This window comes from Enterococcus sp. AZ095a (assembly GCF_050546735.1).
In the GTDB taxonomy this organism is placed as follows: domain Bacteria; phylum Bacillota; class Bacilli; order Lactobacillales; family Enterococcaceae; genus Enterococcus_D; species Enterococcus_D entomosocium.
In genome coordinates this window covers 1,392,222-1,414,856 of sequence record NZ_CP172953.1, presented here as the reverse complement: position 1 = coordinate 1,414,856, position 22,635 = coordinate 1,392,222, and the positions used below count along the sequence as shown (strand labels likewise).

24 protein-coding genes, 1 pseudogene and 1 other annotated feature are annotated in these 22,635 nt (G+C 41.0%); of the genes and pseudogenes, 12 read left to right on the top strand and 13 right to left on the bottom strand.

Annotated features, from left to right (window positions below; all coding sequences use genetic code 11):
* Window positions 1–14: 14 nt before the first annotated feature.
* Window positions 15–1,736 carry a DNA polymerase III subunit gamma/tau gene (gene dnaX / locus IGJ26_RS06575; protein ID WP_016621226.1) on the bottom strand — a complete coding sequence of 574 codons (1,722 nt, stop codon included), beginning with the start codon at window positions 1,734–1,736 and terminating at the stop codon, window positions 15–17.
* Window positions 1,737–2,019: 283 nt separating this feature from the next.
* Between dnaX and IGJ26_RS06570 the strand changes: the two genes are divergently transcribed.
* The 5 genes from IGJ26_RS06570 (at window position 2,020) to IGJ26_RS06550 (ending at window position 7,297) form a co-directional block, all read left to right on the top strand.
* Window positions 2,020–3,246, top strand: coding sequence for an SPFH domain-containing protein (locus tag IGJ26_RS06570; protein ID WP_005236635.1), 1,227 nt, complete (start codon window positions 2,020–2,022; stop codon window positions 3,244–3,246).
* Window positions 3,247–3,262: 16 nt separating this feature from the next.
* The gene (locus tag IGJ26_RS06565) at window positions 3,263–4,384 is read left to right on the top strand and encodes a hypothetical protein (RefSeq protein WP_005236636.1); all 1,122 of its coding nucleotides are present in this window, start codon (window positions 3,263–3,265) and stop codon (window positions 4,382–4,384) included.
* Window positions 4,381–5,202, top strand: coding sequence for a TPM domain-containing protein (locus tag IGJ26_RS06560; protein WP_005236637.1), 822 nt, complete (start codon window positions 4,381–4,383; stop codon window positions 5,200–5,202). The genes IGJ26_RS06565 and IGJ26_RS06560 overlap by 4 nt, the downstream gene beginning before the upstream one ends.
* 97 nt (window positions 5,203–5,299) lie before the next feature.
* Window positions 5,300–6,850: an ABC transporter ATP-binding protein gene (locus IGJ26_RS06555; protein WP_194199462.1), complete on the top strand. Its 1,551-nt coding sequence runs from the start codon at window positions 5,300–5,302 to the stop codon at window positions 6,848–6,850.
* Window positions 6,851–6,859: 9 nt separating this feature from the next.
* Window positions 6,860–7,297 carry a helix-turn-helix domain-containing protein gene (locus tag IGJ26_RS06550; RefSeq protein ID WP_005236643.1) on the top strand — a complete coding sequence of 146 codons (438 nt, stop codon included), beginning with the start codon at window positions 6,860–6,862 and terminating at the stop codon, window positions 7,295–7,297.
* Window positions 7,298–7,392: 95 nt separating this feature from the next.
* On the opposite strand, the gene IGJ26_RS06545 is transcribed toward IGJ26_RS06550, so the two are convergent.
* Window positions 7,393–8,361, bottom strand: coding sequence for a pyridoxal-phosphate dependent enzyme (locus IGJ26_RS06545; protein WP_005236650.1), 969 nt, complete (start codon window positions 8,359–8,361; stop codon window positions 7,393–7,395).
* Window positions 8,362–8,571: 210 nt separating this feature from the next.
* On the opposite strand from IGJ26_RS06545, the gene IGJ26_RS06540 reads away from it, so the two are divergent.
* Together IGJ26_RS06540 and IGJ26_RS06535 are read left to right on the top strand one after the other, a co-directional pair.
* Complete coding sequence (locus IGJ26_RS06540) at window positions 8,572–9,591, top strand: branched-chain amino acid aminotransferase (protein ID WP_086299571.1); 1,020 nt, start codon at window positions 8,572–8,574, stop codon at window positions 9,589–9,591.
* Between the two features lie 149 nt (window positions 9,592–9,740).
* Entirely contained in the window at window positions 9,741–9,914 is a 174-nt protein-coding gene (locus tag IGJ26_RS06535) for a hypothetical protein (RefSeq protein ID WP_005236653.1), read from the top strand.
* A gap of 119 nt (window positions 9,915–10,033) precedes the next feature.
* Here IGJ26_RS06535 and rplL read toward each other — a convergent pair whose 3' ends face one another.
* From rplL to rplK, 4 genes are all read right to left on the bottom strand, one after another.
* Window positions 10,034–10,405, bottom strand: coding sequence for a 50S ribosomal protein L7/L12 (gene rplL, locus IGJ26_RS06530; protein ID WP_003127081.1), 372 nt, complete (start codon window positions 10,403–10,405; stop codon window positions 10,034–10,036).
* 60 nt (window positions 10,406–10,465) lie between these two features.
* Window positions 10,466–10,966, bottom strand: coding sequence for a 50S ribosomal protein L10 (gene rplJ / locus IGJ26_RS06525; RefSeq protein WP_005236672.1), 501 nt, complete (start codon window positions 10,964–10,966; stop codon window positions 10,466–10,468).
* A 65-nt stretch (window positions 10,967–11,031) separates the two neighbouring features.
* Window positions 11,032–11,158: a sequence feature (ribosomal protein L10 leader region), on the bottom strand.
* A gap of 63 nt (window positions 11,159–11,221) precedes the next feature.
* Window positions 11,222–11,911, bottom strand: a complete 690-nt coding sequence (rplA, locus tag IGJ26_RS06520) for a 50S ribosomal protein L1 (protein ID WP_005229790.1) — start codon at window positions 11,909–11,911, stop codon at window positions 11,222–11,224.
* 100 nt (window positions 11,912–12,011) lie between these two features.
* Window positions 12,012–12,434 carry a 50S ribosomal protein L11 gene (gene rplK / locus IGJ26_RS06515; protein WP_005229787.1) on the bottom strand — a complete coding sequence of 141 codons (423 nt, stop codon included), beginning with the start codon at window positions 12,432–12,434 and terminating at the stop codon, window positions 12,012–12,014.
* 318 nt (window positions 12,435–12,752) lie between these two features.
* On the opposite strand from rplK, the gene sdaAB reads away from it, so the two are divergent.
* Together sdaAB and sdaAA are read left to right on the top strand one after the other, a co-directional pair.
* A complete protein-coding gene (gene sdaAB / locus IGJ26_RS06510) occupies window positions 12,753–13,418 on the top strand; it encodes an L-serine ammonia-lyase, iron-sulfur-dependent subunit beta (protein ID WP_005229781.1) in 666 nt (221 codons plus the stop codon).
* Window positions 13,419–13,431: 13 nt separating this feature from the next.
* Complete coding sequence (sdaAA, locus tag IGJ26_RS06505; RefSeq protein WP_008381622.1) at window positions 13,432–14,304, top strand: L-serine ammonia-lyase, iron-sulfur-dependent, subunit alpha; 873 nt, start codon at window positions 13,432–13,434, stop codon at window positions 14,302–14,304.
* Window positions 14,305–14,458: 154 nt separating this feature from the next.
* Here the strand turns inward: sdaAA and IGJ26_RS06500 are convergent.
* From IGJ26_RS06500 to rpmG, 4 genes and pseudogenes are all read right to left on the bottom strand, one after another.
* A pseudogene (locus IGJ26_RS06500) lies at window positions 14,459–15,949 on the bottom strand (DUF1576 domain-containing protein).
* 128 nt (window positions 15,950–16,077) lie between these two features.
* Window positions 16,078–16,620: a transcription termination/antitermination protein NusG gene (nusG, locus tag IGJ26_RS06495; RefSeq protein ID WP_005229769.1), complete on the bottom strand. Its 543-nt coding sequence runs from the start codon at window positions 16,618–16,620 to the stop codon at window positions 16,078–16,080.
* 119 nt (window positions 16,621–16,739) lie between these two features.
* Entirely contained in the window at window positions 16,740–16,910 is a 171-nt protein-coding gene (secE, locus tag IGJ26_RS06490; RefSeq protein WP_005229766.1) for a preprotein translocase subunit SecE, read from the bottom strand.
* Between the two features lie 12 nt (window positions 16,911–16,922).
* The gene (rpmG, locus tag IGJ26_RS06485; RefSeq protein WP_005229764.1) at window positions 16,923–17,075 is read right to left on the bottom strand and encodes a 50S ribosomal protein L33; all 153 of its coding nucleotides are present in this window, start codon (window positions 17,073–17,075) and stop codon (window positions 16,923–16,925) included.
* Window positions 17,076–17,230: 155 nt separating this feature from the next.
* Between rpmG and cbpA the strand changes: the two genes are divergently transcribed.
* Window positions 17,231–17,869: a cyclic di-AMP binding protein CbpA gene (cbpA, locus tag IGJ26_RS06480; RefSeq protein ID WP_008379786.1), complete on the top strand. Its 639-nt coding sequence runs from the start codon at window positions 17,231–17,233 to the stop codon at window positions 17,867–17,869.
* Between the two features lie 83 nt (window positions 17,870–17,952).
* Here cbpA and IGJ26_RS06475 read toward each other — a convergent pair whose 3' ends face one another.
* Both IGJ26_RS06475 and IGJ26_RS06470 read right to left on the bottom strand, forming a co-directional pair.
* Window positions 17,953–18,462, bottom strand: coding sequence for a QueT transporter family protein (locus IGJ26_RS06475; RefSeq protein WP_008379785.1), 510 nt, complete (start codon window positions 18,460–18,462; stop codon window positions 17,953–17,955).
* 628 nt (window positions 18,463–19,090) lie between these two features.
* Entirely contained in the window at window positions 19,091–19,789 is a 699-nt protein-coding gene (locus tag IGJ26_RS06470) for an Ig domain-containing protein (RefSeq protein ID WP_194199461.1), read from the bottom strand.
* A gap of 367 nt (window positions 19,790–20,156) precedes the next feature.
* Between IGJ26_RS06470 and IGJ26_RS06465 the strand changes: the two genes are divergently transcribed.
* Entirely contained in the window at window positions 20,157–20,684 is a 528-nt protein-coding gene (locus IGJ26_RS06465; protein WP_005236688.1) for an FUSC family protein, read from the top strand.
* Between the two features lie 59 nt (window positions 20,685–20,743).
* Here IGJ26_RS06465 and bsh read toward each other — a convergent pair whose 3' ends face one another.
* Window positions 20,744–21,718 carry a choloylglycine hydrolase gene (bsh, locus tag IGJ26_RS06460; protein ID WP_008379784.1) on the bottom strand — a complete coding sequence of 325 codons (975 nt, stop codon included), beginning with the start codon at window positions 21,716–21,718 and terminating at the stop codon, window positions 20,744–20,746.
* Window positions 21,719–22,114: 396 nt separating this feature from the next.
* Between bsh and IGJ26_RS06455 the strand changes: the two genes are divergently transcribed.
* On the top strand, window positions 22,115–22,627 hold the full coding sequence (locus IGJ26_RS06455; protein WP_008379783.1) for a membrane lipoprotein lipid attachment site-containing protein: 513 nt from the start codon (window positions 22,115–22,117) through the stop codon (window positions 22,625–22,627).
* The last annotated feature ends 8 nt before the right edge of the window (window positions 22,628–22,635 follow it).

Below are 22,635 nucleotides of genomic sequence, written 5' to 3'. Positions count from 1 at the left end.
TCACTCCATATTCATTAATTTTCTTCAATGCTGGTTAATTCACCAAATAACTCTTGCGCTTTTGTTACTAAGTCGTCATTTTCTGGTTCGACAGGAGCGGCTTCGGTCTCTTCTTGCTCTACTTCAATTTCTGACTCTTCCGTTGCTTGACCGCCAGCCAAAAACTCTTGTCGTAGCGTCGGCCAACTTTCTTTTGTAATAAAGACAGCCTGTGGGGCGTAGTCTTTGATCATACGGGACAATTGATTATGGATCATCAATTGAAACTCTTGGTCGTTACTTGCTCGCTGACATAAGATCTCATAGTCAAAAGCGATCACGACGCCCGATTCGCTGGCAGCTTTTGCTTCACTGGAGTGCAGCATAGCTCTTTGCGTCACGGAAAGAGACATCAAAAGATCGTCCCAAACATTACGAACATTTGCCAAGTCTTTCTTCGTTGCACTTTTCAGCACTTGGAACACGCGTTCCTTTGGTAAACGGAACGTAGTGGTCGCCTTGGTTTTCTTCACTGGCGCGGTGGTTTCAGCAACGGCACCTGTCGGTCGATTCTCTTGCAGTCGTTGCACCTCTGCCTGAAGTTTTTGCAGTGCTTGACGTAACTGCGCCACTTCTTGACTATTGTCAGCTGAATTGCTGGCAACAGCAGCACTTTCTGGATCATTGGCTAATTTGACCACAGCCACTTCCAAATAGATCGTAGGATTGTTCGTAAATCGTACTTCATTTTGCGTATCGTTTAAGACCGTGATCCAGTGATAGATTTTTGCTGGCGGGGTAATTTTTGCCAGTGTTTGAAACGCTTCAGTCAACTGCAGAGACTTTTCAGATAGCAGCTGCGGCGCTTGTTGATACATCAGCAAGTCTCGACAATAAACCAACAAGTTTTCCAATAAACGGCGGGCTTCTTTACCAGAGGCTAATAACTCCCGCAAGGTCGCTAACGCATCGGCAACTTCTTTTTCCCCACAAGCCTGCATCAGACGGTCCATCATTTCATAGGACAAGCTGCCCGTCACTTCTAAAGCATCTTGGGTCGTTACGGTTCCATCACTAAAAGCGATCGCCTGGTCGGTGATACTCAAGGCATCCCGCATACCGCCTTCTGCGGCTCGCGCAATGATCTGTAAAGCTTCTGCTTCGTAATTGATCTCGCTAGTAGTAAGGACCGTTTCCAAATGACCCACGATGTCTTGCGTATTGATCCGTTTGAAATCAAATCGTTGGGTTCGGGAAATAATCGTTGCTGGAATCTTATGGGGCTCTGTTGTTGCCAAAATAAAGACAACATTTTTCCGTGGTTCTTCCAATGTTTTTAGTAATGCATTAAATGCGCCTGTTGACAGCATGTGCACTTCATCAATGATATAAACTTTGTATTCTGCTTGGGTCGGTGCATAGTTCGCACGATCACGAATAAAGCGAATTTCTTCTACACCGTTGTTACTTGCCGCATCGATTTCGATCACGTCTTCTTGCGTTCCAGCTGTGATTGAGCGACACATGTCACACTCATTGCAAGGCTCGCCATTGACTTGGTTCGGACAATTGATGGCTTTGGCAAAAATTTTCGCTGCACTTGTTTTCCCGGTTCCTCGAGGGCCCGTAAACAAGTAAGCATGCGAGATTTGATTTTGATCGATTGCATTTTTTAAGGTTTGGGTAATTGCTTTTTGTCCGACAACATCATCAAAACGCTGAGAACGCCAAACACGATATAATGCTTGATAGGCCATAGTTTTCCACACTCATTTCAAAATTCGCTACCTTCTATTATACGTAATATCAGCTAAAAAAACCACCGTTTGCGTGGTGGAATCTCAAAAGAAATGGAAATTTAATTCGAAGAGCCATTCCGCGCGCTTTCACTCACTATATCCTTTTATTCCTCCCTATTTTCAAGAAAAAAGACCATTCCTCTTCTCCAACTTTAGACTGATAACGTATATCTCACCTCCTATGGTATAATGAATCTACGTTCATCTATTGTGATGAAAACAATTTAAAGGAGGACTGAAAATGGGTATTATCAAAGCGGCAACAAGCGCAATTGGCGGCGGATTAGCAGATCAATGGCTAGAGGTGATCGAGCCTGACAATATGAGCGATTCGACAGTAATGACAAAAGGTGTCAAAGTGCGGCGTAATGACAAACGCGGTTCTAACAGAAAAGGCACGGAAGATGTCATCACTGATGGGTCAGTGATCCATGTCTATCCGAATATGATGATGTTATTGGTTGATGGCGGGCGAATCATCGATTATACCGCTGAAGAAGGCTACTATACCGTCAAAAATGAATTAGCGCCTTCGATGTTGAATGGTTCATTGAAAGATGCGATTTCTGAAACCTTCGACCGCTTTAAGTTTGGCGGCGTTACACCACAAAAACAACAAGTTTTTTATATCAATCTTCAAGAAATCAAAGGAATTCGCTTCGGTACTTCATCGCCTTTGAACTATTTTGACAACTTTTATAACGCAGAACTATTCTTACGGGCGCACGGAAACTATTCCTTACGAATTACCGATCCAATTTTGTTCTATACGAATGCGATCCCAAAAAACAAAAGTCAAGTCGATATCAACGACATCAATGAGCAGTACTTAGCTGAATTTTTGACCGCCCTACAAACAGCGATCAACAAAATGTCCGCTGATGGCGAACGAATTTCTTACGTTCCATCTAAGAGCATGGAATTAAGCAAATATATGGGAACAGTTCTTGATGACAGCTGGCGAGAACTCCGCGGCATGGAAATCGTTTCTGTTGCCGTCGCAAGCATCTCTTATACGGATGATTCCGTAAAACTGATCAACATGCGGAACCAAGGGGCAATGTTAGGCGACCCTTCGATTCGTGAAGGTTATGTTCAAGGTTCGGTTGCTCGTGGTATGGAATCTGCCGGTAGCAATGCCGCTGGGGCTACGACTGGGTTTGTTGGCATGGGCATGGGGATGAACGCTGGCGGCGGTTATTTGAACCAAGCGTCTCAAAACAACCAGCAGCAATTGCAGCAACAGGCTTCCGCACAAACCAACGCAGATCATTGGGACTGCCCACAATGTGGCACCTCCAATACTGGTAAATTCTGCAGCAATTGCGGGACGCCAAAACCAACGAACGATGGGCCAAGCCTGAAAATGAAATGCAGTGATTGTGGTGAAGTGATCGATTTAGCCAACGGCATTCCAAAATTCTGTCCGAATTGTGGCAAACCTTTCAAAGGTGTCCCAGTAGACTAATTGAGGAGGATTGCTGATGGATGTTATCACACATAAGTGCCCCAATTGTGGGGGCGCTTTAACCTTTGAACCTGGTGATCAAAAATTTCATTGTCCATTTTGTCTGAGTATTTTTACTGAAGACGAAGTCACTGCCTTTGAAGAAAAGCAAAAAGAAGCGCAGATGGCCGATACTCCTGTCTCAGATCCTTCTGCAGCGACCGAAGCCGAACCGTCCCTTCAAGAAGAAGTTAGAGAGCAAGCCGATGCACAAGCGGGGCAGATGGACCTTTTCACCTGCCCCAGCTGCGGTGCTGAAATCGTGACGGATGCGACTACAGCCGCAACCTATTGCTACTTTTGCCATAATCCGGTCGTTTTGTCGGGACGGCTTTCAGGAGAATTTTTACCTAACAAAGTCCTCCCTTTTGCCATCGAAAAGGAAGAAGCAACTGCGAAATTCTTAGAATGGGCGCAAAAGAAAAAATTTGTGCCACGGGATTTCTTCGATCAAGCACAAGTAGAGAAATTGACTGGTGTGTACTTCCCTTATTGGGTCGTCGATGCTGAGATGAATGGCTTGCTTTCAGGTATGGGTACCTCTTTGCGTATTTGGCGCGTTGGTGATATTGAATATACTGAGCACAAACAATACGATGTCTTGCGACGAGGAAAAATCAAGGTGAATGAATTGCTCAAGCATGCGCTGTCAAAAAACGTTCAGCAAAAAATGGTGACTGGCGTTCAGCCGTTTCCCCTTGAAAAAGCTGTTAATTTTCGCAGTCAGTATTTAGCCGGCTTCCAAGCAGAAAAAAGAGACATTGAATACATTGATCTTTCTGACGAAGTCAAAAACGAATTATCGGGTTATGCTGAAAATCTGCTAGCAGGTACCGTCAATGGCTATACTAGTTTTAAACGCAACAATCGTTCCATCAATCTAACAAAAGAAGAAAACAACTATGTTTTGCTTCCTGTATGGCTAGTGACCTATCGAGCCGATGATGAAAACAAGAGTGCCTTTTATTATGCGATGAATGGGCAAACCGGAAAAGTCAGCGGTGTTTTACCGATTAGTTACAAGCGCTTGGGAATCGTCAGTGGCGCAATTTTCGCGGCAACGACCATCCTCGCATTGATTGGAGCGTATTTCTTATGAAAAAACTATCTTATTTGTTGTTACTGCTGGTTGGCTTTTTCTTAACCGCCCTGCCCGCCTTCGCAGCCGAAGAGACAGTCGCAGACCACGCTGGACTCTTTACCGAACAAGAGATCCAGAAGTTGAACGAAGAAGCAGAAGCGCTGAATGCAAAGATCAAAGGCGAAGTTTTTATTCAAACAACAAACAGCAATACGGGAGATATCGAGTTGTACACTGATCGATATCTTTCAAGACGGATCGGCAACGACAACAACGGTTCGGCATTGGTGATCGATATGGCGCAACGGAAATTTCACGTTTCGACTTCCGGAAATATGATCGATTATCTTACCGATTCACGTCTAGATAAGCTACTTGATGCGGTATTTGACCAGATGGCAGAGGGAAATTATTATCAAGCTGCATTGGTCTATCTGCAAAAAGCAGAGGGTTTTGTGGAAGCAGGTGTTCCTGCCGATCATTATCGTATCGATCGTGATACCGGAAAAATTACTTATTACAAAGTGATAACGCCACTAGAAATTGCTATTTGCTTAGCGATCGCGGCAGTGATCAGTATCGCTTTTTTCATCATTGTTAAATCCCGTTACCAATTAAAAATGGGCGGCTACAAATTTAACTATCTAGAAAAATCAAGTATTGATCTGACCCAAAAAGAAGATCGCTTAGTCAATTCCTTTGTCACAACCAGACGCATCCCCCGTCCTTCGAATAATGGTGGAGGCGGTGGTGGCGGTTTTTCTGGCGGCGGCGGTGGCAGTACGACCCACTCTTCTGGTGGCGGAACATTCGGCGGCGGCGGACGCAGCTTTTGATTTTTCAAGAGTTCCTTTAATCAGGAACTCTTTTTTTGTTGACAATTTTCATAAAAACATCTACCATTTAGGAAAATATAGGAAATGAGTTGATTTTATGTTTGAAATTATTAGAAACAATAAACTTTTTATCAGTTTGAGTAGTTTGCTAGTTTTTTTGACTGTCCTGACAAACCTCGCTTTCCCTTTGCTTCTACAAGAAGATCACGCACTGCGCTTTGATCATCTCGTCGGCTTATTAGCGTTCATATTAAGTATCACTTATTGCGCGCAATTCTTATTGATTTTGATGAAAGAGCGCTATGCAGCTTCGATGAATGTTCGCCATCTCTTAGAATTGTTAAAAAAAATGAAAAGGAAGAGTTATGTAGAACTCTCTGAAAAGGAGCCCACTTATCTATTAAACCGCATCTTTGGCGTTGTTGATTCCTTATACTTGTTTATTTGCGGTAGTTTTAGCGAATCCATTCGCTGCTTTTTCTTATTGCTGATCCCACTTTTTTTGTGTTTCCAATTGCATTATTTACTGGGTTTCATTTTACTATCGCTATTTCCCATCAATGTTTTTGGGTTTCGATGGATCAATCAACAGTTGAGTATTAAGATGAAAAATATGCAAGAAGCATTTGCTCTTAGCAATAAGGAAATGTTAACAACATTGTCCCATATTGATACAATGAAGCAATGGAGTGACGCTGTTCTTGAGCAGCTGTTTTCCTCTCAATTGACATCGATGTATCAAACATTAGCAAACACCAATACTTTTGCCCAAACGACTAGTTTAGTCCTTAATGCGATCAATCAGATCGCCCAGATCGGCGTCTATTTGTTTATGATTCAAGGAATATTACAAGATGAACTGCCAACCTCTGCGTTGATTTTGATTGGCGTGCTATTACCCATTTACTTTTCTGCATTAAGTGGTTTAACGAAAATCAATCTTGATACAGCTACTCTGAGGACCAATCAACGTTTTGTTAACGAAGAATTGGCTGCTCCCGATGACCGCTGGAACCAAACGTGTGAAGCTACTCTGAGTCTTACTTTCGACCACCCTGTCGTATCCATTGGCAACCACAGCTTTTCCTTTCCCATTGAAGAAACCTTGAAACCTGGTGAACATATTTACTTGGCTGGCGCTTCAGGAAAAGGGAAATCAACGTTTTTAAAGGCAATTGCTGGCCTTTATCCATCAGAAGGAATTTCGCTTTCAACGAAGAGTAAACGCATCAAGCCAAGAAACCCTGAAACAGATAAAACCCTCTACCTTGCTCAAGACCCTACGATTCTCTCTCGGACAATTGAAGAAAATCTTGTATGGGGAAGAAAAATGACGAGAGAAGAAAAAATAATTATCGAAACCTCTGGTATTTTAGCGCCCATTTTTCAACAGCGCTCATGGACTAGCAGGCTTACGGAAAATGGTGCCGACTTGTCTGGAGGAGAAAAGCAAAGAATCGCTCTAGCTCGCATATTATTAAGTGATGCCGAAATCATTCTTTTAGACGAAGCTACCAGCAGCCTTGATGATGAAGCTGCCGAAAAGATTATGAAGTATTTAAAAAAACATGCAGAAAAACGCATTATCATCTATACTAGTCATAAGAAAGAGGAGCAACGCTTTTGTGATCGTACAATCGCTTTGTAGGAGGAACCGATGAAAGATTATTATACCGTTGAAGAAGTCGCTGAAAAACTGGGCGTAACGACTCGAACCATCCGAAATTATCAAAAGACCAACCAACTTAAAGGGACAAAAATTGGCGGGCAGTGGCGCTTTTCTTACAAAGATGTGGCTTCGTTGATGGGCGAACCATTTGAAGATCCCCTGCTTTCTTTTGCTTCAATACGTTCAGAAAAACAGATACCCGAAAGCTTACTTGCCATTGATTTCTTTATTGAATCAGAGGAATTGCTACAACAGCAAAAAAAAATCGTTATTGATGAGTTCAATGCACTTTACTCAGGGGAAAGTCGGCGTTTTTACTTTGAAAAAATCAACCCAACGATGGCACGATTTACATTGATCGGACCGTTGAAATATGTAACAACCTTTGGACAGTGGATCGAAACAATACTTTCTCTCCCAAAGTAATCATCTGAGCGCCTGCTTTTAATTTAAAAGAAGAGACCCAATTAGGAGAATGTCTAATCAGGTCTCTTCTTTCTTTTTTGGAAGGCTTGTTGCACTCAGATGATTTCCTTAAACACAGAGAAATCAATATTGCCGCCGGAGACCAATGCCACAGTTTTCTTTCCTCGAAGCAAATGATCGATCTGTCCGCTTAAAATCGCCGCCGTACTTAATGCACCAGCCCCTTCTGCGATGACTTTTTCCCTCAATGCTAAGTAATGGATCGCTTGTTCGATATCGGATTCTTCAACTAAGACCGTTTCATCGATACGGGTCTTTAAAACATCATAGGTCAGTTCCCCTGCCAAAGCAACATCACAGCCATCGGCGATCGTTCTACTGCGGCGATTGGCTACTAGCTTTTGCTGCCAAAGTGAGGCGATCATGCCATAAACGCCATAGGATTGAACGCCGATGATTTTGACTTCTGGACGAAGTTCTTTTAAGGCTAAAGCAATCCCAGCAATCAACCCACCACCGCCGATGGGAATAATGACATTATCAACATCTGGAAGATCCTCCAACAGTTCGATCGCAATCGTTCCTTGCCCCTCCATTACTGCACGATCATCAAAGGGAGAGACAAATACTTCGCCACTATCTTTCATGGCGTCTAGTGTCAGTTGTTTGGTTTCATCAAACGTCTCTCCTGCTAAAACGACTTGTGCGCCATAACTTCTTGTCGCCTCTATTTTTGTTTTGGCAGCCGTTAATGGCATAAAGATTCGGACATTGATCCCCAGTAACGATCCGGCGAGAGCAACACCTTGCGCATGATTTCCTGCAGAACAGGCAATGACACCGCGAAGTTTTTCTGCATCAGTCAATGACGCGAGTTTGTTATACGCCCCCCGCGCTTTAAAGGAGCCGGTACGCTGTAGATTTTCTAATTTCAAAAATATCGTGCCCTCTTTTTCTTTGCCTAAAATATTACTTGGTGCAAGTGGTGTATGGATCATGATTGGTTTCAATCGTCGATACGCAGCAGCGATCCCCAGACTGTCCGTCAACACTTCCTCAATCACAAACGTTCCCCCTTTTTTGTTTTTTTATACTCTCATTGAAGCACAGAACTTGTAGAAAAACAATCTGGGGAACTCGTACAAGCAAAGATCGGTTCCCCTTTCTTTACACGTCACTGTCACCAAATATTCTTACAGAAGAATTTTCAGAAAATAATGACATTTCTTTTCTGAAGTGCTATACTTAGAAAAATTAAAAAAGGGTGTGAACGAATGACAATCGATTGGTCAAATTTAGGGTTTTCTTATATCAAAACGCCATGGCGTTTTTTGGCAACATGGAAAGACGGTTCTTGGAATGAAGGCGAACTTACCGAGGATAATTATCTGCATATCCACGAGGGATCAACCGCTCTTCATTATGGACAGCAATGTTTTGAAGGACTAAAAGCCTACCGAAGAAAAGATGGCGGCATCAATTTGTTCCGTCCAGACGAAAATAGCAAACGGATGAACCGCAGTGCCTATCGCCTGCGTATGCCAGAGGTTCCTGAGGCCTTTTTCTTAGATGCGGTAAAACAAGTAGTAAAAGCAAATCAGGAATATGTTCCGCCTTATGGCAGCGGCGCCACCTTGTATATTCGTCCTCTATTGATTGGCGTCGGAGAAAATATCGGTGTCAGCCCAGCACCAGAGTATATTTTTACGGTTTTTTGTATGCCGGTCGGACCTTACTTTAAGGGCGGATTGACACCAACCAATTTCATTGTTTCTGATTATGATCGCGCGGCACCAAATGGTACTGGCGCAGCCAAAGTGGGTGGAAATTATGCGGCGAGTTTGTTACCTGGATACGAAGCCCATCAACGGAAATTTTCCGATTGCATCTACCTTGATCCAGAAACGCATACCAAAATCGAAGAAGTCGGTTCTGCCAACTTTTTCGGGATCACGGCTGCTAATGAATTTGTGACACCAAAATCTCCTTCTATTTTACCAAGTATCACAAAATATTCATTGCTGCATCTAGCGCAACATTCATTAGGATTGACCCCTGTGGAAGGTGATGTTTATCTCAATGAGCTGGATCGTTTTGTCGAAGCGGGTGCCTGCGGAACAGCTGCTGTTATTTCCCCGATCGGCGGGATCCAAAACGGCGAGGATTTCCATGTGTTCTATAGCGAAACGGAAGTTGGTCCACAAACAAAAGCATTGTATGACCAATTGACCGGCATTCAGTTCGGCGATATTTCGGCACCAACCGGTTGGATCTTTGATGTTCCATTGGATTAAGCGAACCGGGCTACATCCTCTTCAACCGAACGATCACTACGGACCGTTCGGTTTTTCTCTTTCTATCGATCAATTTATCATCACTGCATCAGAATTGATTGCCACAACTCTTTTGACTTGTTACAATCATAGCAAAGGGAGGCGTAATGATGGGCAAACGATTCGGCTATTCTTTGCTAGCAACAGCCTTGTATTTGGTGGTTTCCAATATTGGTAATCTCGTTTTTGGTATTAACCGCAGCTTTAGTTGGACCACAACGTTGTGGGAAGCATTTTTCTTTTTTATTTTCGTGTTCTTATTCCAACAATTTCGAAAAAAATAAGCAGCGATCCTCGCTCATAAAAAAACGAGGATCGCTGCTTATTACTTTTTAGGAATCTCAGCCTCTAACAAAAAAAGCGCCAAACCCCTTCATACGAAAAGATTTGACACTAAGAAAAATTATTTAACTGTTACTGAAGCGCCAACTTCTTCTAAAGCTGCTTTCAATGCTTCAGCTTCGTCTTTAGAGATGCCTTCTTTAACTGCTGAAGGAGCTCCGTCAACGACTGCTTTCGCTTCTTTCAAGCCTAAGCCAGTTGCTTCACGAACTGCTTTGATAACTTTAACTTTTTGATCGCCAGCTGCAGTCAATTCTACAGTGAATTCAGTTTGTTCTTCAGCAGCACCAGCATCGCCAGCTCCACCAGCTACAGCTACAGGAGCTGCAGCAGATACGCCAAATTCTTCTTCGATAGCTTTAATTAAATCGTTTAATTCTAAGATTGTCGCGCCTTTTAGCTCTTCGACAATGTTTTCAATGTTCAATGCCATTTTGTTTTCCTCCATTTAAGTAAGTAGTTTAGTTTTTAATACTGAAAAATTATGCGGCAATTATGCTGCATCTTCTTCTTTTTCTGCCACTGCTTTGACAGCGTAAGCCACGTTGCGGATAGGTGCTTGTAGCACAGATAGCAACATAGAAAGAAGTCCTTCGCGGTTTGGCAATTTCGCCAATGCAGTAATTTCTTCCAATGAAGAAACTTTGCCTTCGATGATACCGCCTTTGATTTCTAAAGCTTTTGCGTCTTTTGCGAAATCGTTAATGATTTTTGCAGGTGCAACAACGTCTTCGTTACTGAATGCTACGGCAGTAGGGCCAGTGAATACTTCACCTAAACCTTCTAGACCAGCTTTTTCAGCAGCACGAGAAAGAATTGAGTTTTTGATAACTTTCATCTCAACGTTTGCATCACGCAATTGTTTACGTAAGCGAGTTACTTCATCAACAGTTAGTCCACGGTAGTCAACAACGACTACAGATGCGGCTGCAGAGAATTTTGCACTCACTTCATCAACGATCGCGGATTTTTTAGCGATAGCTGCTTCACTCATTTATATTTCACCTCCTGATTTTGATGGAAGAGTTTCTTCGAAACAAACTGTTCCTTTGTCCTATAAAGGACAATAAAAAAACTCTATGCCACCGTAGACATAGAGGGACTATTGAAGATTCTCAATAAACGTCCTCGGTAGGAAATTAAGGCAAATGCCACCTACTGTCTTCGGTACAGTTAAACTTTTAACCTTGACTACCTTACCACAGATAAGGTAGTCAAGTCAATAAAAGTTTTGAATTTTTGTATTAAATTAGAAAGAAGCTTGTTCTACATGGATCCCAGGACCAAATGTTGTTGTAACTGAGATATTTTTCATGTATTGCCCTTTTGCTGCTGAAGGCTTAGCTTTCAACAATGTTTCATGGATCGTTTTGAAGTTTTCAATCAATTTGTCATCTTCAAAAGAAACTTTTCCGATTGGTACGTGGATGTTCCCAGCTTTGTCAACACGGTAAGTAACTTTACCAGCTTTTACTTCGTTAACTGCTTTTGTTACGTCCATTGTTACTGTACCAGTTTTAGGGTTAGGCATCAAACCTTTAGGGCCTAATACACGACCTAATTTACCAACAGTAGCCATCATGTCAGGCGTTGCAACAACAACGTCAAAATCGAACCAGCCACCTTGGATTTTTTGAACCATATCGTCGTCACCAACGAAATCAGCACCAGCTGCTTCTGCTTCTTTGGCTTTATCGCCTTTAGCAAAAACTAAAACTGTTTGTGTTTTACCAGTACCGTTTGGTAATACAACCGCGCCACGGATTTGTTGATCCGCTTTTTTAGGGTCTACGTTTAATTTGTAAGCAACTTCAACCGTTGCGTCGAATTTTGCAATATTTGTTTCTTTTGCCAAAGCTACTGCTTCTTCAACTGAATAAGCTTTTGTAGCATCAACTTTTTTCAATGCTTCTTGCATTTTTTTGCTTTTTTTAGCCATTTTGTTTCCTCCTTGATGTGGTTATAACGGTAGAACCTCCCACGTGTCCCATATTTTTCAATATGAAGCCGACTGAGAAGCTACTTCCTTAGGGCTGTAATTATTCTACAGTGATCCCCATGCTTCGTGCAGTTCCTTCAACCATGCGCATTGCTGCTTCAACGTCAGCTGCGTTTAGGTCTTCCATTTTCAATTCAGCGATTTCTTTTACTTGATCGCGTGAAACTTTTGCAACTTTTGTTTTGTTTGGTTCGCCTGAACCTTTTTCAACGTTTGCTGCTTTTTTCAACAATACTGCTGCTGGTGGTGTTTTTGTAACGAAAGTAAATGAACGGTCTTCGTATACAGAGATCACTACTGGAATGATCAAACCTGCTTGATCAGCTGTACGAGCATTGAATTCTTTAGTGAATCCCATGATGTTGATACCCGCTTGACCTAGCGCAGGACCTACCGGCGGAGCTGGTGTTGCTTTACCTGCAGGAATTTGCAATTTAACGATTTTTTCTACTTTTTTTGCCACGAGACATACCTCCTTGAGTCCGTGATGTGGTTAATTGGAGATCCAAATTTCTCCTCCCACTTTGGTGATTCATGTGCACACACAAAAAACGTGTGACGAAAGCACACTGGAATATTATAGCATCTTTATGGAATAATTCAAGGTTTTTCAGCTGATTTTTTTGAAAAAATGCTCACCAGCGCTTTTCGTTAGTCCATCGCTAAAAAAAGAAATAAAAATCACTTGCTTTTGGTCTGCTTTTTTCATTCTCTCATTTTTTTATGCTACACTACTACTGGAATTCTTCCCTATTCGTTTACTACTATCGAGGTGAAAAAAATGGAACAATTAAAATACCGCAGTGTATTTGACATAATCGGACCCATCATGGTGGGTCCCAGCAGTTCTCATACCGCCGGTGCTGCCCGGATCGGAAAAATCGTTCGCAGTATTTTTGGCGAACAGCCAGACAGTGTAGATATCCTGTTGTATGAATCGTTTGCTAAAACCTATCGCGGTCATGGAACCGATATTGCGTTAGTTGGCGGTCTCTTAGGCATGGAGCCAGATGATGCTCGCCTAGCGGACTCTTTAAAAATCGCTTATGAGAAAGGGATCGAAGTCTTATTCGTCCCTAAAAAAGAAAAAGCGGAACATCCGAATATGGTCAAGATGATTTTGACAAAAGGTAGCCACAAACTATCTGTCACTGGCATCTCGATCGGTGGTGGCAACATTCAAATCTCAGAGCTTAACGGCTTCAAAATTTCTCTGACACTGGGTACCCCTACTTATGTGATCGTCCATCAAGATGTTCCGGGAATGATTGCGAAAGTAACCAATTTACTATCAGAGGCTCAAATCAATATCGGTACGATGACCGTTACGAGAGAAGCTGTCGGTGATAAAGCAATCATGATCATCGAAGTCGATCAGCGCAATGATCAGCTGGCGCAACAAATCAAAGTTTTGCCGCACGTTTACAGCGCTGCGTATTTTGATTAAAGGAGATAAGCACATGTTCTATACAATAGAAGAGTTAGTAATAGAAAGTAAAAATTATCCTTCCGTTGCAGAGATGATGATTGCGATCGAAGCAGAAAATACTGGTCGTAGTCGCGAACAGATCCTTGCAATCATGGAAAAGAATTTAGTTGTTATGGAACAATCAGTCGCTGAAGGTGTCGCTGGTGTAAAATCGGTGACGGGATTGACCGGCGGCGATGCGACTCGCATGAACGACTACCTTGCTGCCGGTGATTTTTTAAGCGGAGAAACCATTCTACAAGCGGTCCAAAATGCCATTGCAGTCAACGAAGTCAATGCGAAAATGGGCTTGATCTGTGCAACACCGACTGCCGGTAGTGCGGGTGTTGTTTCTGGTGTATTAATGGCCGTACGTGAGCGTTTGGCACTGACTCGAGCGCAACAAGTCGACTTTTTGTTTACAGCCGGCGCCTTTGGTCTGGTGATTGCCAACAATGCCTCGATTTCCGGTGCCGAAGGCGGTTGTCAAGCAGAGATCGGTTCTGCTAGCGCAATGGCAGCGGCGGCTTTGGTTTGTGCAAAAGGTGGCACCCCCCACCAAGCGGCTCAAGCGGTGGCGATAACCCTCAAGAATATGATGGGCTTGATTTGTGACCCTGTCGCGGGCTTAGTCGAGGTCCCCTGCGTGAAGCGCAATGCCCTGGGATCTTCCCAGGCCTTTATCTCTGCCGACATGGCATTAGCAGGAATCGAAAGTGTCATCCCACCTGATGAAGTGGTCTTAGCGATGTATCAAGTAGGACGACAAATGCCTAGCATTTTCAAGGAAACGGCTGAAGGTGGTCTAGCCATGACACCGACTGCCCAACGCCTACAGGCAGAAATCTTAGAAGCCAATCGTTGATGTTTTTTTAGAAATGAACACGAATAAAAACCAACCAAGAACAACCAATCTTTGCTTGTTCTTGGTTGGTTTTCATTTTCCCATTATTTCCAACGACGAAAAGGCAAGCACTCCCTACTTGTTAAACAAGTAACAAATGACATTGGCGGTTTTTCTACTCCCACTCGCCTACCCTATAGTGTTTCTTTTGGGCAACGGGTTTTAATACCTTCACAGGCTCGGAAAATTTAGGTTTTCCTTCTGTTTGATCCAATGGGACCAATGGCTGCTCGCTTTCTTGTGCTTTCAAGTCCATTTGTGGTTTTTCATCCTTGGTAGCTTGCGCCTGATCGGCTGATTTTTGCCAAAGCTGTTTGCTGAGATCCAATAAGGGAATGATCATCATGGCGACTAGCCCGCCAGAAAAACCATTGTTATACAGATTCAAACCTCCATGTAAGAAATCAATATTCAGTACCATTGAGGCGTGCACAAAACCGACCACCAAGCCGCCTTTCCAGCCATAGGCATTTGTTACTGCACAGAGCATCATCGCAAAAATCGCTGACGTGACTGTAACCGTCTCGTTGATGGTGTATACGCTCAATAGATTGGCAATCGTCACCCCTGCCAATAAAGGCAGCGAGTTAAAGACATGAGAGCCACAAGCAGAAAAGCCGATGACGCAAAAGATCGCACCGATAACTGGTCCATTTAAAACCGCACCAATACTGACGACATATGCCACAAGCAAAAACGTCATCAATCCCATGTTGATCATCGTATTATAAACGCCGGTATCACGTAAGATATCTCGTTCGATTTTGCCACTATGAGACCAAATCGCTCGCATATTCAATCGTTTTTTCTTGATTGCCATCAGCGACCCATAGCCTACGAACACACTTCCTAAAACCAGCATCATGAGAATCAAACGCGGCTGCTGTTCTTGCGACACCAATGTTCTTAGCTCAATCGTTAGGCCAAACATCCGACAGATAGCGGCGACTAATGTACACAACATTCCTGAAGTGAATCCAGCACTGTATAAACTGACGCTTTGAAAAAGTCCTTGAAAATATAAGGCCATGGGAACCATCAAAAAACCGGTAAAAATTCCAATACCTTACCCCATCACCAAGCTAAAATAAGGCGGTAGTGAGTCATTGAATGCAAAATAGCTGACGATTGGAGAAACCGACGATCCATACAAGGCAATCAACAGAAATTTTTTCAATGGTTCATTCATAAAATACGAATACAGACGGACGCCTAAAAATATCGGGATAAAATTTAGTAGATTTTTCCCAAAAAAACCATACCCAGTCACCATAAAGATAGCAGACACCGCGCCTCCTGTGATCGGCACCCGATAATGATAGCAAATCGAGATCGCTACAAACGTCATCAAACTGCTGTTTAATAAAGCCGACCCTACAGAAGTCATAGCAATATAATCTGTCACAAGATGACTTTCCGAAAATAAAATCAACTTGAGCTCTTCGACTGCCACCCTTGGATCGAAAAACAACATGGCAAAGAAAAACAGCAGCAAATTAAAAAGAAACAACAAGCTATACCCATTATGTACAGAGATCATCCCTTTAGTATGGGGATGAAAATCATTGTGAAACTTTACTCTAAAAAAAGCAAATAATTTTGACATAAGACCCCTTCCTCTTATAAAGCGCTTACTCATTTTGAGAAAAAAAGTGGGCCAACGAATTGGTCCACTTTATTCTCATTACTGTTATTTTACCGTAAATGAGCCGTTCATGCTAGTCTATCCAGCAGTTAAATTTTATCTACTTGCTCAAAATCAAGTTCTGTACTGGTTTCACGACCGAACATATCGATGTTCACTTTTAGTTTTTGTTTTTCTTCATCGATTTCTGCTACTTGTCCTTCTAGACCAGAAAACGCACCTTCGATGATTTTGACGGTTTCGCCAATTTCGACTTCCAGTTCAACTGTCCGAGTACTCATACCGATCGAACGTAAAATTGAATTGATTTCTTCTTGTAATAAAGGCGCTGGCTTGCTTCCTGCACCATGAGAGCCAACGAAACCTGTTACCCCAGGAGTATTACGTACAACGTACCAAGATTCATCCGTCATGACCATTTCAACTAATACATAGCCAGGAAATGTTTTATGAACGATTTCTTTGGTTTTGCCGTTTTTTTCTTCTGTTTCTACTTCTTCGGGAACGACGACACGGAAAATATAATCACCCATCCCCATGCTTTGTGCACGTGACTCTAGGTTCGCTTTTACTTTGTTTTCATAGCCAGAATACGTATGCAGTACATACCAATTTTTTTCAAAAGATTCCATTTTTTTCGGACTCCCCATCTTTTTTGTAAAATAAAAAAACCTCAGCTGCACCGAAGTTTTTCCTCAAAGCGATTATAGCACGATTTGTGATAAATGACTAGCGCTATCAGTAAGAAGTGTTACTTTAGGATCCAATTGAAGACCGTTTGAATCAGTGTGTCCATCACAAAGAACATCAATGCAAAAATAATGGTTGTTTGAATCACCACAAATGTATCTTTGCGTAATTGTTTTTTTGATGGCCAAGAAACGTTTTTCATTTCTTCAACAACATTTTTCAAAAATTTCATTCGATTCCCTCCTTACTTCGTTTCACGATGCAAAGTATATTGATTGCAATACTTGCAAAATTTGTTGATTTCAAGGCGTTCGCCTTTTTTACCTTCACTGACTGATTTTGAATAGTTGCGGGATCCGCAGACAGAACAAGCCAAAGCAGCTTTTTTCGTTGCCATCTTAGTGTCCTCCCCCTTTTTATAAAGTTTTCCAACACTAAAAATACCATTTATTTAAGATTGTGTCAATTTTTGATTTTCTGTCGTATAAATATAGTTTCTGCTGATTTTGTGGTATGATAATGGTGTTAAATGGGTATTTGGGAGGGAAAATTATGTTATTAAAAACAATGGTTTACAAAAAACGCGATTTAACAACGGTAAAGGAAACAGCTACCTTAGAAGAAGCGCTGGCAATTTTAGAAGAGTCTGGTTATCGTTGTGTGCCTATCCTAGATGAATCAGGAAAGATTTTTAGAGGAAATATTTATAAAATGCACATCTATCGCCATAAAGCAAATGGCGGTGACATGACTTTACCCGTCACCTATCTGCTAAAAAATGCGACGAAGTTCATTTATGTCAACTCTTCATTTTTTAAGGTTTTCTTTACAATCAAAGAATTGCCTTATATTGCGGTACTAGATGAAAACAATCAATTTTACGGCATCTTGACTCATAGTTCCTTATTGAATATGTTGTCACAATCATGGAGCGTCGAACAAGGAAGCTATGTGTTGACGATCGCATCAACAGGTCAACAAGGCGACTTAGCGGTTATCTCAAAAATAATCGCAAAATACAGCAGTATCGCTAGCTGTATCACTCTTGACATCGGTAAAGACGAATTTATTCGTCGTACGATGATCACTTTACCAGCAAACACATCAAAAGAATTATGCGACAAGATCGTTGCGCAACTAGAAGCGAAAAACTTCAAAGTTGTGGAGATCGAAGACTTAAAAGCAGAATAAAATAAAAGATCATTCCTTCATTTCTTAGGAATGATCTTTTTTCTTGTTTTTTGAGAACCATCAAAGCAAAAAACAAGCTTTTTTTACACGCGCTTATCGAAGCGAACGGCACGATTGATGATATACATCACCGGTGCCGTAATCGTCATTACAATAAATTCACTCAATGCCGTTGTTGCAAATGTTGGCCAGAAAGGCAATGCTAAGGTGATATTTAGCATAATCGCAATCAGGAACATACTTAATGAAAAAACAATGGTATTAAATGCCAGTCTTACGAAAACATTTGGAATCTTCTTATATACCAATGCAGTTGCTCCTAAAGCCAAGAAGCTTCCGAAACCGCCGAATACGACATCCAAGATCCCCATTCCAAAGAACATGTTATACACTACAACCCCGCCAACGACACCCCACATCAATTTTCTGTTGAAAACGACCAAGTGATTCAATCCTTCAGATATCCTAAATTGAATCGCTCCTGAGGCAACGGGTGAGACTAGAACCGTTACAGCAACATAAAGTGCCATAATGATCCCATTGGCTGCGACGACACGCAAACGTTGATTGGTTAGATTTGTTGATTTTTCCATTTGATCCCTACTTTCTCCGAGTTTTGATTACGCGGGATGGTTGATGAACCGCGGTGCGCTTCGCACAAGTACTTATTATACACATTAATAGCCATATATCAATGTTAAACCGGCCATTTAATCATCAAATCATCTAGAATTCACCTGACAAAACTTTATGCAGATGGAATTGCTCCCTCTATTCCTTCATCCGTTGATTCAAAGAAACACTTCGCAGCTTTCATTTTCTAGCCCTATTCGACTATCAATGAAGCATCCATCGTCAGATTTCCTAATGGCTTGTGATTCAATCTTTACCCTTGAAAGAGATGGGAAAAATATTATTTTTACGCCTACCGAAGAAATGAACGATGAAGATGGTGGCTTTGTGTTGAAACCTCGCTAAATCAAGGCGCATCTCGTGATGAAAGGTTAAGTGCTGAATTACTTTAAGATTCGTCGGATCTACGCACAGAAATCATCTTGAAAACGTAAAACATCCCTTTTCGCTAACGGAAAGGGATGTTTAGAATGAATCAGACGATTCAGTTACTTTTTGATCAAAAATAGCTTTCTTCTCGTTGCCTCGTTACCTTTTTGGTAAAGCAATTTCTCATAGATGTTTACTCAGCGAATGCCTGCCACACCTCTATCTAGCTGGTCGAAAGCCCGCTTTGTAGGCTTCCACCTCTGTCTTGAACATCAGAATTGGACTGGTCGTTTTATTATAATATTGACTCCCCGGTATATGATAAATCTTTTGTTTGGAGCCTTTGATCAGCCCTTTGCCCCGTTTGTCTACATATTTTTTCAGTCCATCTCTAAATGCATCATTCGTCGTTCCAGGTGCTTTCCCACCTTTTTTCACCAGTTTGACCTGGATTGCTTCCAGTTGAAAACCAAAGCCAGACGTTCCTGAAGACTGTCCGTTTTTCGCCCACCCCATCCAGCCAAATTGTTGTGCATTGACTCGATAATAGACATCGTAATACTTAGCGATCTCACCGGTGAGTTTGATTTGGATCGCCTCCAACCGTTGTCCTTTTCCACTTGTACCAGACAGAGTCCCATTTTTTCTAAACGATTTTTCCCAGCCTTGTTTCTGAATGGAGGTTTTATATTCAATATTCCCTTTGTATTTTTCGTTAGTAATTTTTATCTTGATTGCTTCAAGTCGCTTGGCTTTCCCTGTGGTCCCTGACGTCTGACCGTTTGTTTTCCATGATTGCCACCCTTGAGACTGGATATTTGTTTGATAGCTCACACTTGGTGAAGATGCAGCAAAAACTGTCATCGGAAAAACAACAAAGCCAAGTAAAAGAACAAATAGTATGGACACTTTTTTCATTTTAAACCCTCCTTATTTTGATTATCTCAATATAATATCTAAAAAACAAACTTTTTATGAACAATAAATATTTTTTTATCAAAACACTTATTTAAACGTTGAACAGACTGAGAAATAAAAAAAGGAGTCTTAAGCGATGGCAACGAAAGTCAATTCATTTAGGGTTGGGGTCACTTATTGTATTCCTTTCAACACTCAAAGTTGAAAATTGCATGGTATCAAGCTAGCTTCTCGACGACTGATAAAATTTGCCTGTCAACGTACGATGAAAGAATCGTTGTTCATTTTTCTGAAAATCTAAGCAATTGACCGTCTGCAATGTGGTATAATCGACTTCGTTGAAATTTGTTTTGAGAGGATGGCATGATTGAACTTATTTGGATTGACCTTTGGTTTAAGAAATGTAAAAACTGGAATCAGTGTATTCCTCTGTATTTTGATTAGTGTTCTTTTGAATCGTGAAACCTACGTCGTATCAACGATCACAGCTGTTTTCACATTAAGAGAAGATCATGAGAATACCGTCAAATACGGGAAACATCGGATTGCCGGTAACAGCTTCGGCGCAATCGCTTCTGTATTTTGTATTGCGATATTTAACTTTTTCGGACATTCGTCCTTTATTCAAATGATTGCAATCCCTTTAGTGATCATGTTAATGATCGCTTTATTGGTCAAATTTGATTACTCCGAGGGAACAGTTGGTGCTTGTGCCACACTATTGACGATTTTATTTATGATTCCTCAAACTGAATCTTACTTGTATGCTTTTAATCGGATTGTTGATAGTTTTATCGGCATGACGATTGCAATATTGGTGAACCGCTTTTTTCCATTTCCGAATAAAAGTACCGCAGGGACGAAGACGACAACAAATGAGAGTGATTCATTTTAAAAATGGAAAAGGAAAAAAACCATCTCAAAACAGCTTTGAGATGGTTTTTTAAGAATGGATCAGTTACTGAAAAGAACTTGTTGGTCTTCAATTAATGGATAAGAAATCGGTACATTACCTTCCAAATCTTCTTTATTCATATCAACTGCAACGATTTGACTATTTTCATACGTACGATAGTAATAGATTCCTTTATCTGTATTGCAGCAAGAAGAATAAATCGTGTACTCATAGCGCTCATTGCCTATGTCACAAAGTCCTTTTTGTTGCTCAACCGAACCTAAAATATGGAAGAACTGACTAATGCTTTCGGATTCAGATTCTCCAGAAACGGAATTCAATCGGGTAAAAGCTACTTTGACAAAGCGAGACATCGAAGAAAGATCTCCTGGCAGACCTAAGCCGCCCATTCCACGACTATATTCATCAAAATCCAGCTTGTCAGAAAAATGGGTTTCCGGAGTTTTCGATGATAACACACGGTAGTTATTCAAATTGAACAATTGATAATCAAATGGCGGATTATTTGTCAAAACTCCCACCGGATTTTCATGAATATGAAGGCCATCACTCATACTTTCCACAACGATGGCACTTTTTTTATCAGCAATCATCCAATGCAAAGGCGATAGAGGCAAATCTTCACTAAAATTGATCCGAACGAGATTGACATTGGCTAATAGCCCTTTTACTTCTTCGACAGTAGCGCATTGTCCTAAGAGCCATGGGATGAACTCAAAAGGCGTAACATTCTCTTTTCCTTCTTGAAATTCATTGTAGACAGCATTTTCTGGAAAATTCAATCCAGCGATACCTAAACCTTTTTCATTGACCGCATCATAATACAGTGGATACTCAGCGACACCAGCAGCAATCCCAATCATTGCGTAATGGTGATCTATTTCACTTACTTTGCGAAATTTGAATGGATAATTTCTCGGAGTAATGGTCACTACTTCTTTATAAGAAACATCATAATCAAAATTTCTGCCAAAATAATGATCTTTCGTTACATAAGTTAACGCAGTACACATAATACTTCCTCCTAAAATAAGTTTTTTACACTTCTAATTTACTCCTATCGCTTTTTTTTAACAAGGAAAAAGCAATAAATAATAATAAAAAGATAATTAGATATATTATAGTTATTTTAATATCTTTTCTCAATAAAATGCAAACCTTTCGAATTTTTACACAAAATAAAAAAAACGCTTTTTTTATCACTATTTATAACAATACGCATAAACATAGTTAAATAATGGTTAAAATAACCAGATACTTCTTTATTCGTGAGGCTTTTCAAGGTAAAATAAATAAAGTATCTAAAAAAGAAAGGATATGTTCTTTTTTAGATACAAAAAAAATATTTCTTCATAAATTATAATATAAGCAAAATATTACAATTTATTTTGAAAAAAAGGGGTTTAAAAATGAAAAAGATTTTATTTGGTTTTGTACTAGTATCCACTTTATTCCTGGCTGGTTGCTCTAGTGAAGATGTGGAAAGTGATACTGTCGAATCGTCACAACAAACAACTGAAACAACAATGGAAAGCTCAGAAGATTCTGAGGATGTCGCTGCTTCTGAAGAAGAAGAGATTGAAACTAATGAGAGCTCAGAAGAAGAAATTGACAGCCAAGCGAATGAGCAAGCTTCTGATGAATTGGAAGCACAACTTGAAAAATTATCTGATACGTACGCTGATCTGATCGCAGAAGTTGAAGGGTATATTGCCAATCCTGAAACTTATGATTTGTCCGCTTACACTTCTGTTATGCGTAGCTACACTGATTTGATGAGAGAATTTCAAACAACCACTGAGACAATTGAAGCGGCTGATCTAGGTGACGGCTGGGCTTACTACGATATCTATATGGATATTTTAGAAGAATCTGTGAAACTAACTGAAGCCTTCGCCAATCTACCAGAAATGCAGCAATAACTAAAGGA